We start from the raw sequence: 10919 nt of genomic DNA on the forward strand, positions 1-10919 counted from the left end.
TATTCGAAACCTTTCAGGTTTTAAAACCTGAAAGGTCTTTATATATTAATTGTTTTCTTTTAAAATAGATATAAATAGTTAGTTTTTAAAAACCTGAAAGGTCTAAATTACATACTATTTCTCATAGAGAATTTAAACTAATAACCCAGCAACCTTTTCGCAAACAAACTCTAAAAAACGCTCATCTGCTTCTGTAAAAGGGTCAGGCGTATTAGAATCGATATCTATCTGCCCAATGTTTTCACCATTAACAAAAATAGGAATTACAATTTCTGCCTTTACAGTAATACTGCAAGCAATGTAATTATCTTGTGCTGCTACATCTGGTACTACAAAATTTTCATTACTTACTGCTACTTGCCCGCAAATGCCTTTTCCAAAAGGGATAATAGTATGGTCAGTAGGTTCACCAACGTAAGGCCCTAACTTTAATTCATTTTTATCACCATTTTTAAAATAAAACCCTACCCAATTATAGTACTCAATGTTAGCTTCAAGTAATTCGCATATTTGTAATAAGCTGTCATCTAGAGTATTATTGGCATTGGAAATGATAGTTTCTATTTGCGGTTTTAATGTTTCAAAAATCATAGGTATAAAAATTTTGGCAAAAGTATTTAAAAAGACGTAATTTCAACGTTTTAATTTGTATAAATTTAACAGCAATAAGTTAAAATTAATATTGAAAGCACTTCTTATAAAATATAAGTCTGTAATAAAGTTTATCCTTACATTTTTATTGGTGTATGGTGTATTGTCTTTTGGGTATAAATTATATTTAGATGCCTCTAAAGATTTTAATTATTATCCTGATTATATAACTAATCTTGTTGCAGACCAAACACAAGCTATATTAAACACTATAGGCTATGCTTCTAAAGTTGTACCACACCCAGATGAGCCTTCAATGAAGTTAATTGTTAGAGAAAAATACTTAGCAAGGGTAATAGAGGGTTGTAATTCGGTTAGTATAATTATACTTTTTATTTCATTTGTTATTGCATTTTCTGGAAAACGAAAAACAACAATTCTATTTGTATTAATTGGAGCTATAGCCATTTATATTGTTAATTTATTTCGAATTGTTATTTTGTCCATTGGGTTATACCATTATCCTTGGCGAAGCGAAGTTTTACATTCAGTTGTTTTTCCTGCTATTATATATGGTATGGTATTTTTACTATGGATGTTATGGGTAAACAAATTTTCTAATATTGGAAAAAACAATGGATAAATACAAAAAATACATTTGGCTGTTTATACTATTTGGAATATTAGCTTTAATTCGCTTATTTGAAAATGAGCTGTTTTACGACCCTTATTTAACCTTTTTTCAAAGTGATTATTTGTATCTAGATTCTCCTCGTCAAGAAACATTTAAACTAACGCTATTTACTAGCTTACGGTATCTTTTAAATACAGTCGTTTCATTAGCGATACTCTTTGTTTTTTTTAAAGATATTAGTATCGTTAAGTTTTCGTTATTACTATATATTGTTGCTTACTGTATTTTAATTGCATGCTTTCTATATTTTGTAACTAACCCTAAACAAGAGGAGTATTATCTGTTTTTTAATATTCGACGTTTTTTAATACAACCTTTACTCTTATTACTTTTATTACCAGCATTTTATTATCACAGAAAAGGAGTGTGATGTAAAAAATAATAACAGTGTTAATCCTGTTTTAAACTTAATATTATAACTTCAAATTTTGTAAGTTTGTATGTGGTTAAACAAATTGCATATAAATTATTTTCTTTAAGTTTAGCGCTACTGGTGTTACTTTCAACGGTATCTTTAAAAGTTGAAAAGCATTATTGTGGTAATAAACTAATAGACATATCTATTTTTGATGTAGTACAGAAGTGCGGCATGGAAACCTCTAACCTGCAACAAGAAGTTATTACAACAAAAAAATGTTGTAAAGATGTTGTTGAAGTTGTTGAAGGGCAAGACGAATTAAGAATTAACGATTTTGATGATGTAGAGAAGTCTTTACAAGGCTTTGCTGCTATACTTACTTATTCTTTTGAGTCTATATATACAAAGCTTCCCAAGAAAATAATACCACATGAGCATTATGCTCCACCCAATTTGGTCTACAATATTCAACTATTAGACAGCGTATTTTTAATTTGATTTATTGCTTTTTTATGCTCTACTATTTATATAATATAGTAAGTATGACTAAATAGTTAATAACTCAAATTAAAAGCAAATGAAATATACATATACAGTTACAGGAATGACCTGTAATGGCTGTAGAAATTCTGTAGAAACAAAATTAAGCGCATTAGAATATGTAAATAATGTCTCTGTAAATTTAAGACAAGAGGAAGCTGTTTTAGAATCTTCCAAGCATATTTCGCTTAAAGTACTTCAAGACGCTCTACCAGAAAAATTTACGATTTCTAAGAAGTATGATAATAATGCAAATAGTGAAGAAAAGCATACTCTAATTCATGAAAGTGAATTAAAACAGTTAAAGCCTTTATTTTTAATTTTCACATATATTTTATTAATAGCAATAGGGTTGCATTATAAAAATTGGGATTGGTCTGGTTTTATGCTCGATTTTATGGGGATATTTTATATCGTCTTTAGCTTTTTTAAATTATTAGATTTAAAAGGGTTTCCAGAATCTTTTAAAATGTACGACCCTTTAGCTAAAGCGATTCCAAGTTATGCTGTTGTTTATCCTTTTATAGAAATAGCACTAGGTGTCTTGTTTTTATTTCGTATTCAAATTTCATTGGCATTAATCCTTACTATAATTATTTTAGGAATAACTACAATTGGTGTAACACAGTCTTTACTAAGCAAAAGAGCGATAAAATGTGCTTGTTTGGGCACTGCTTTAAAATTACCAATGACTAAGGCAACTTTTATTGAAAATACAATAATGATAGTTATGGCAGTTATTATGTTAATTAAACAGTTTTTGTAGTAGAACAGACATTGTTAAAGCAAACAAATTAATTAAAAATACGCTCACATAAAATGATACAAAACAAGTGAAATATATATTATATATAATAATACTATTCCCTTTACTATTATGGTCTCAAGAAACTGCTAATGGTACAATATGGGAAGCAAATACAAATAATGAAAAACTAGGATTACCAGGTGCTAATGTGTATTGGTTAAATACTAAAGTAGGTACGGTTACAGATTTTGAAGGGAATTTTAATTTACCTTATAAAAAAGAGTACAAACAATTAGTGATTAGTTATGTTGGTTTTAAAACAGATACTATAACAGTTGCCAGCCCTAAAAATATAACACATTCATTACAATCTACAAGTACCTTAAAGGAAGTAACAGTAACAGCAAGAAAACAAGCAACTGCTAAATCCTATTTAAAGTCGCAAAACATTATAACCGTTAGTAGCGATGAGTTATTAAAAGCTGCATGTTGTAATCTGTCTGAAAGTTTTGAAACAAACCCATCTATAGATGTTAATTTCTCTGATGCTGTAACAGGAACGCGACAAATTAAAATGTTAGGCTTAACGAGCCCTTATATTTTAATAGCAACAGAAAATATCCCATCTATTCGTGGCGCTTCTCAGGCTTTTGGATTAAGTTTTATTCCAGGTACATGGGTGCAAAGTATACAAATAACTAAAGGCGCAGGCAGTGTTGTTAATGGCTATGAAAGCATAGCAGGGCAAATTAATGCAGAACTAGTAAAACCTACAACAGACAACAAGTTTTTTGTAAATGCCTATGGAGCCGTAAATGGAAGACTAGAACTAAACACGCATTTAAACACAAGGGTTAATGATAAATGGAGTACAGGAGTCTATTTACATGGGGATTCTAGAAATGAAATGTTCGATAAAAATAACGACACCTTTCTAGATTTGCCATTAGCTAAGCAAGTAAATTTAATGAACCGTTGGCAATATACCAATCCAGAAAAAGGATTTTTAAGCTTTATTAATTTAAAGTATTTAAACGACGAAAAACAAGCGGGACAAGTAAACTTTAATCCAGATACAGATAAGTTTACAACTAATGCTTGGGGGAGTGAGATAGATACAAGGCGCTATGAAGTCTCTGCAAAATTAGGATATGTAAATCCAGAAATACCATACCAAAGTATAGGTGTTCAAGGAGCATATAGTAACCATAAACAAGACTCTTATTTTGGGTTTAATGTGTATAATATTTTGCACAATAGTGCATACGCTAATGTTATGTATAATTCTATAATTAGCGATTCTAGACATAAAGTAAAAACAGGCATAAGTTATACTTACGATAATTATAAAGAAGATGTAAATACATTAAATATTGAAAGAACAGAAAGTGGTGTTGGTGCTTTTTTTGAATATAATTATGACGATTTAGGAAAGTTAAATTTAACGGCAGGTTTACGAGTAGATACGCATAGTGCATTAGGTACTTTTGTAACGCCAAGACTACATTTACGTTATACTCCTTGGGAGAAATCTGCTTTGAGAGCTTCAGTTGGACGAGGAAAAAGAGGTGCTAATATTTTTGCAGAAAACCAGAAATTATTTTCAACCTCTAGAGTTATTAATATAGAAAATAATGAAGGTGAAATTTATGGGTTGAAGCCAGAAATAGCATGGAATTATGGAGTGTCTTTTCTACAAGGGTTTAATTTATTTGGTAGAAAGGCAGACATTACTTTAGATTTTTATAAAACTGATTTTCAAGACCAAGTTGTTGTAGATTATGAAAACCCTAATGAGGTACGTTTTTACAACTTAAAAGGGGCGAGTTATGCAAATAGTCTTCAGTTTGAATTTAACTATAATGTCTTTGAGCATTTTAATTTACGTACGGCGTATAAATACTACGATATAAAAACACAATATAACTCAGGAAAACTAGATAAGCCATTAACTCCAAAACATAGAATATTTGCAAATGCTTCTTATGAAACAGCTGTTAGTGAGGGTGATGCATCGCAATGGAAATTTGATGTAACATATAATTGGCTAGGAGAACAGCGTTTTTCGTCTACGTTAAGTAATTTACCTCAATACCAATTACCAACACATTCACCAAGTGTAGAAACACTAAATGCACAAATAACCAGAGTATTTTCCTCTAAGTTAGAAGTCTATTTAGGAGGAGAAAATATAACCAATACAAGGCAGAAAACTCCAATTTTAGGGGCTGATGCTCCTTTTGGTTCAAATTTTGATACTACTTTTGTATATGGTCCTATATTTGGGAGTAGTTATTATGTAGGTTTACGTTATAAAATAAATTAAAAACGATTATAAAATAAACTATAACAAATTTTAATACCAACAGAACTATTTAATAGTGAATTGTAGTTAACTAATAAAAACAATAAAATTTAAACAAATGAAACAGTATATTATAATGATTGCCTTTTTAGTAAGCACAGTAACTTTTGCACAAAATAAAAATGCAAGAGCTTCCATAGAGGTTGATGGTGTGTGTATGATGTGTAAGCAACGTATTGAAAAAGCAAGTTTAAAAACAAAGGGTGTGAAATCTGCAGTTTGGAATGTTAAAACACACGAGCTAAAATTAATTTTCGATGAACGAAAAACAGATTTAGAAACTATCCAAAAGAAAATAGCATCTGTGGGTCACGATACTAAAACCATAAAAGCAACAGACGAAGCCTATGCTTCTGTTCATCCTTGTTGTAAATATAGAGATGAGGAAGTAATAGATGACCATAAGGACGAAAAAAAGGAAAATTAAGTAAGGCAAACTTTACTTAATATATAATGTTAGGTTGTGTGTAGTTAATTTCTGTTAGGAGATTAGTTGTATTTAATCTAACATTTTTTTAATATGTAATTAAGAAAATTGTTTAAAGATTAAGCTATGGTATATGTGAAGATTGGTGCGGGTTCAAGAACATACTTTAAAGTAATTTTTTTTGGCTTTGTTTCTTTTGTATCAAATAAAAAGTGAGGGATAGTTAAACCGCTTTCATTGTAATTAATATTAATATTATCTACAACTTCAATTTTTGTTAAGATTGCTAAAGTAGAGTAGTCTTTATCGTTATTTTCTTGGAGTACTATGTTTTTTTCTAACGAATAATCAGTTGCACAATTATTTTTTAAATAGTTATAGATGTGAGATTGGTTAAAATTTAAAATAGGAGCAATTGTTTTATATTGTTTTTCAACACCTTTTAAATCGAAATCAACTTTACGTTTTACGTAGCCTAATGTTAATTCTATATTTTTAGGGATAATTATAGTGTTTTTATCTACTTGAGAAATAAGGTTAAGCATAATAGGAACCTGCTGCTCTTTAAGAAGACTATTTTGCATTGTTTCGCTCAATATAATATCTGGCTGCTCTTTAATTTTATATTTAGTAGCATCTGTACAGGCAATACTTTTTACATAATTTTTTAATTCAAAATAGTTTATAACACTTCTAAGGTTTTTAATACTCTTAGGGTTAATATCTAATAGTGTAACCTGTATTTGTTCTGGATTGTATTGTGATAAAATGGGTAGTATTAAAGTTGCAAAAGGACCAGTACCAGCATATAATATACGTATTGTTTCTTTTTTAGTTTTTTTTATGTCTTCTATGCTGTGTTGTATACCTTTTATAAACTGTTTTGTTCTTACAAAATCATCTATACAAGCTGCTGCCCATGTTGTGCCTATGGCAATACCATTGTGAGAGTGAATGTCTTGTTTATGCTCTTCGGATTCTAAATCTATATCTGTAGCTTTTAATAAAAGTGCTTTATAGGATTTTAAAGTTTCTACCAATTGTAATGGCGTAGTGTCTTGATTAACAATTGTATTAAAAATCGTTTTTAATTGAGTTGTTGGTAGCATTTAGTAGGGATTAAAAACTAAAAATATATAATTTTGATGTTATAAAAAAAGCCTACTTCTTAAATGAATAAGAAATAGGCTTATTTTGTTGTTTATATAATGATATTACATCATACCTGGCATTCCACCACCCATTGGAGGCATTCCACCACCAGCAGGTGCATCTTCTTTAATGTCTATTAAAGCACACTCTGTAGTTAAAATCATTCCAGAAACAGATGCTGCATTTTCTAATGCAATACGTGTTACTTTTTTAGGATCGATAATTCCAGCTTTAAGCATGTCTACATAAGCTTCAGATTTAGCATCGTAACCAAAATCTTTTTTACCTTCAATTATTTTAGACACTACAACACTTCCTTCTCCTCCTGCATTCTCAACAATAGTACGAATAGGTGCTTCTATAGCACGAGCTACAATTTGTATTCCTGTAGTTTCGTCTAGGTTTTCTGTTGTAATTTTTTCTAAAACAGATTTTGCTCTTATTAAGGCTACACCACCTCCAGCAACAATACCTTCTTCTACGGCTGCACGCGTAGCATGTAAGGCATCATCCACACGGTCTTTTTTCTCTTTCATTTCTACTTCACTAGCAGCACCTACATAAAGTACAGCAACACCTCCAGCCAACTTAGCTAAACGTTCTTGTAGTTTTTCTTTATCGTAATCACTAGTTGTCGTTTCAATTTGAGATTTTATTTGATTAACTCTGTTTTTAATCATATCCTTATCTCCAGAGCCATTTACAACAGTTGTATTATCCTTGTCTATAGTAATACGCTCAGCAGTACCTAACATTTCTAATGTAGCATTTTCTAAAGTAAATCCTCTTTCTTCAGAAATAACAGTACCTCCTGTTAAAATTGCAATATCTTCTAGCATTGCTTTACGTCTGTCTCCAAAACCTGGTGCTTTTACAGCTGCTATTTTTAAAGAACCACGTAATTTATTTACTACTAAAGTTGCTAATGCTTCACCATCAACATCTTCTGCTATAATTAATAATGGTTTTCCTGTTTGTGCAACTGGCTCTAAAACTGGAAGTAAATCTTTCATTGTAGATACTTTTTTATCGTACAATAAAACATAAGGGTTTTCTAAATCTGTAATCATTTTTTCGCTATCGGTAACAAAATATGGAGATAGGTAACCTCTGTCAAACTGCATACCTTCTACAACATCTACATAAGTATCTGTTCCTTTAGCTTCTTCTACTGTTATAACGCCCTCTTTTCCTACTTTTCCAAAAGCATTAGCGATTAAATCTCCAATAATTTCATCATTATTTGCAGAGATTGAAGCAACTTGCTTTATTTTTTCTGAAGAACTTCCTACTTCTTTAGCTTGCTTTCCTAAATCTTCTACTATTGCAGAAACAGCTTTGTCTATACCGCGTTTTAAATCCATTGGATTTGCACCTGCAGCAACATTTTTTAGACCTTCTTTTACAATTGCTTGCGCAAGTACTGTTGCAGTTGTAGTACCATCTCCTGCTAAATCATTAGTTTTAGAAGCAACTTCTTTTACCATTTGAGCGCCCATGTTTTCTAATGGGTTTTCTAACTCTACTTCTTTTGCTACAGAAACACCATCTTTTGTTACTTGTGGTGCTCCAAACGAGCGACTAATAATTACATTACGTCCTTTAGGTCCTAATGTTACTTTTACTGCATTTGCTAAAGCGTCTACACCACGTTTTAATCCGTCACGTGCTTCTATATCGAATTTTATATCTTTTGCCATTTTTTTACTTAATTTTTAGCTATTTGCCATTGGCTTTTAGCTAGAGTATATTATTTAGTTTTTATTATGTTTTGCTAAAGGCAAATTGCCAGAAGCCAAAAGCTATTTTAGATAATTGCAAGAATATCTTCTTCTCTCATCATTAAATAATCATTACCATCTAATTTTAATTCTGAACCAGAATATTTACCGTATAGTACTGTATCTCCAATTTTTACGGTTAATGGTTCGTCTTTTTTACCTGTTCCTATTGCTACAACAGTTCCTTTATGTTGTTTTTCTTGTGCAGAATCTGGAATGTATAAGCCCGATGCCGTTTTAGTTTCTGCTGGTAAAGGCTCTACAAGAACACGATCTGCTAGTGGTTTAATGTTTACTTTACTCATTTTAAATGTATGTTTTAATTAATTAAATTTTTATTTACGTGTTAAGCTAAGCTAAAAATGTGCCAATAGGAGGGTACTGACAAAGTTTCAGATGTCTTACTGTTTCTATGAAAAGAACAAGATTAATAAACAAAAAAAGCCAACTGTAAAGTTGGCTTAAATATATTGTATATGTAATATTATTAGTTCGTTGAGTCTGCAGCTTTTGTTGCTGTTTCATCTATTACAGGTGTTTGCACAGGCTCTACTTGTTGAATATTATCTGGGTCTAAAGCTTTAGAGTCTTGAATTCTAGAACCATTATCTATTGCTAAATTAGAAGCAAGAATTAATGCTATTAAGATAGTTGCTAATATCCAAGTACTTTTGTCTAAGAAATCGGTAGTTTTCTTTACACCTCCTAATTGCTGTGTTCCACCACCTCCAAAAGAAGAAGATAAACCTCCACCTTTAGGGTTTTGCACCATAATTACTACAACTAGTAGAAATGCTACTACTACCATTAGTGCTAAAAATATTGTAAACGTACTCATTATTTTGTGTTATTTTGTTCTTGTAATTGTTTAACTGCCTTAATTTGGTCTGCAAAGAAACCACTTTTTTCTGGATATTTCAAACTTAAAATTTTATAAGATTGAATTGCCTTTTTATAGTTCTTTTGTTCTACATATATCCTTGCTAAAGTTTCTGTCATTAATGCTTCGGGTTGAATCATCTGAGCTTTAGCTATATTGTGGTGTGAGCTTCCTTTTTTAGGCGCTTCTAGTTTTGGGTTTTTACTTATAAACTGCTCTATAAGTTCAAACTTTTTATGCCGTGTTAATGTGGTGTTTTCTATTTTATTGTCTTCTACTGCCTCTTTATCGTTTTTACTTTCTTTTACATTTTCTCTTTCAATAGGTTTTAAACTTGTTAGGTTTAACCATTCGTTAAAAGAGTGAGTTTCTGTTTTATTAAACTCTAGAGGTTTTCCTAAATTTAATATTTCGCTAGGTGTAGGAGTTTCTGTTTTTAAACGCTTTTCTTCAGCTTTTATAATCGAGGTAGTTTCAAGAGTTGAATCTTGATTTTCTTCTGTTTTAGGTTGAAATAAACTTGGGTCGAAGATAATATCTTTAGTGTCTTCAAACTGTTGTTTTAAATCGCTGTCTAGTGTTATTGTGTTATTTACAGAAATATCTTCTACTGTAACATCTATATCTTTTAAATGCGATGTGTTTTGTTTTATAAATTGCGATATTTCATTTTGTTTAAAAGCATCTGAAGTAATAAAGTCGAATAAGATACTTCTATCTGTAGTGTAAGCAGCTGTTATTTTTAATGTTTGATTATATTTAAAGCTTTCTGAATTTTTTAAGCCTTTTAAATAAACGGCACGGGCAGATTGAAAATATGGAAAACTATTAATTATAGTTTTTAAATCTTCGGTTTGTGTTTTTGTAACCGTTTGCGGTTGTTGCAATATGTTAGTAAGCTCTGCTTGATTCATTACCAATCTGCTAAAGAAGCATTAAAAATATCTTGTGTTAAACGCTCAAAAATCTCATCGAATGCGGTTGCTTTTGTATTTCCAGAAAGCTGTGCGCTACCTGCAAAATCATAAAAGAAAGAAAAGCTTTTGTCAAAATTATTTTCTTCTTTTGTTTTATTTACAAAACTTACTTTAACCGTTATTGTTAATCTGTTTTGTGCTGCTGTATTATTTGCTGTAGCTGTTGTTGGCGCTATTCTATAATCTGTAATTTCACCTTCGTAAACTAAATCTCCGTTAGAGGTAACTAACTCTAAGTTAGTTTGGTTTAATATTAAGTCCTGTAATGCAAGAGTAAAATCTCTATCTAACCCAGGCTCTACTAAAATAGCATTATTTTGAAAGTAGTTAACTTGATATGTTTTTGCTTCCCCTGTGTTTGCTCCAGATAATGAATAGAAACCACAACTAATACATAGTATTGCAG

The 10919-nt window shown here is 30.6% G+C and carries 13 protein-coding genes; 6 read left to right on the forward strand and 7 right to left on the reverse strand.

What is annotated here, in order from left to right:
* Nucleotides 1-132: 132 nt before the first annotated feature.
* Nucleotides 133-591: a GAF domain-containing protein gene (locus ACVC2P_RS04215; RefSeq protein WP_452597237.1), complete on the reverse strand. Its 459-nt coding sequence runs from the start codon at nt 589-591 to the stop codon at nt 133-135.
* A 91-nt stretch (nt 592-682) separates the two neighbouring features.
* Here ACVC2P_RS04215 and xrtF point away from each other — a divergent pair, with 91 nt between their 5' ends.
* The 6 genes from xrtF to ACVC2P_RS04245 all read left to right on the forward strand — a co-directional run bounded on the left by xrtF (nt 683) and on the right by ACVC2P_RS04245 (nt 5723).
* The gene (gene xrtF, locus ACVC2P_RS04220) at nt 683-1234 is read left to right on the forward strand and encodes an exosortase family protein XrtF (protein ID WP_452597238.1); all 552 of its coding nucleotides are present in this window, start codon (nt 683-685) and stop codon (nt 1232-1234) included.
* The gene (locus ACVC2P_RS04225) at nt 1227-1655 is read left to right on the forward strand and encodes an exosortase F system-associated membrane protein (protein ID WP_452597239.1); all 429 of its coding nucleotides are present in this window, start codon (nt 1227-1229) and stop codon (nt 1653-1655) included. Before xrtF ends, ACVC2P_RS04225 begins: the two co-directional genes overlap by 8 nt.
* A 72-nt stretch (nt 1656-1727) precedes the next feature.
* Entirely contained in the window at nt 1728-2141 is a 414-nt protein-coding gene (locus ACVC2P_RS04230; RefSeq protein WP_452597248.1) for an HYC_CC_PP family protein, read from the forward strand.
* A gap of 79 nt (nt 2142-2220) precedes the next feature.
* On the forward strand, nt 2221-2949 hold the full coding sequence (locus tag ACVC2P_RS04235) for a heavy-metal-associated domain-containing protein (protein ID WP_452597240.1): 729 nt from the start codon (nt 2221-2223) through the stop codon (nt 2947-2949).
* 67 nt (nt 2950-3016) lie between these two features.
* Entirely contained in the window at nt 3017-5257 is a 2241-nt protein-coding gene (locus ACVC2P_RS04240; protein ID WP_452597241.1) for a TonB-dependent receptor, read from the forward strand.
* A 97-nt stretch (nt 5258-5354) separates the two neighbouring features.
* Nucleotides 5355-5723 carry a heavy-metal-associated domain-containing protein gene (locus ACVC2P_RS04245; protein ID WP_452597242.1) on the forward strand — a complete coding sequence of 123 codons (369 nt, stop codon included), beginning with the start codon at nt 5355-5357 and terminating at the stop codon, nt 5721-5723.
* 119 nt (nt 5724-5842) lie between these two features.
* On the opposite strand, the gene ACVC2P_RS04250 is transcribed toward ACVC2P_RS04245, so the two are convergent.
* The 6 genes from ACVC2P_RS04250 to ACVC2P_RS04275 all read right to left on the reverse strand — a co-directional run bounded on the left by ACVC2P_RS04250 (nt 5843) and on the right by ACVC2P_RS04275 (nt 10914).
* Nucleotides 5843-6832: a hypothetical protein gene (locus tag ACVC2P_RS04250; RefSeq protein WP_452597243.1), complete on the reverse strand. Its 990-nt coding sequence runs from the start codon at nt 6830-6832 to the stop codon at nt 5843-5845.
* A 105-nt stretch (nt 6833-6937) separates the two neighbouring features.
* Nucleotides 6938-8575, reverse strand: a complete 1638-nt coding sequence (gene groL, locus ACVC2P_RS04255; protein WP_452597244.1) for a chaperonin GroEL — start codon at nt 8573-8575, stop codon at nt 6938-6940.
* A 107-nt stretch (nt 8576-8682) separates the two neighbouring features.
* A complete protein-coding gene (locus tag ACVC2P_RS04260) occupies nt 8683-8961 on the reverse strand; it encodes a co-chaperone GroES (protein WP_452597245.1) in 279 nt (92 codons plus the stop codon).
* A gap of 182 nt (nt 8962-9143) precedes the next feature.
* Complete coding sequence (secG, locus tag ACVC2P_RS04265; RefSeq protein WP_452597246.1) at nt 9144-9494, reverse strand: preprotein translocase subunit SecG; 351 nt, start codon at nt 9492-9494, stop codon at nt 9144-9146.
* Nucleotides 9494-10450: a hypothetical protein gene (locus ACVC2P_RS04270; RefSeq protein WP_452597247.1), complete on the reverse strand. Its 957-nt coding sequence runs from the start codon at nt 10448-10450 to the stop codon at nt 9494-9496. The genes secG and ACVC2P_RS04270 overlap by 1 nt, the downstream gene beginning before the upstream one ends.
* Nucleotides 10450-10914, reverse strand: coding sequence for an LptE family protein (locus tag ACVC2P_RS04275; RefSeq protein WP_452597249.1), 465 nt, complete (start codon nt 10912-10914; stop codon nt 10450-10452). The genes ACVC2P_RS04270 and ACVC2P_RS04275 overlap by 1 nt, the downstream gene beginning before the upstream one ends.
* Nucleotides 10915-10919: the final 5 nt, after the last annotated feature.

The organism is Pontimicrobium sp. MEBiC01747 (assembly GCF_053601635.1).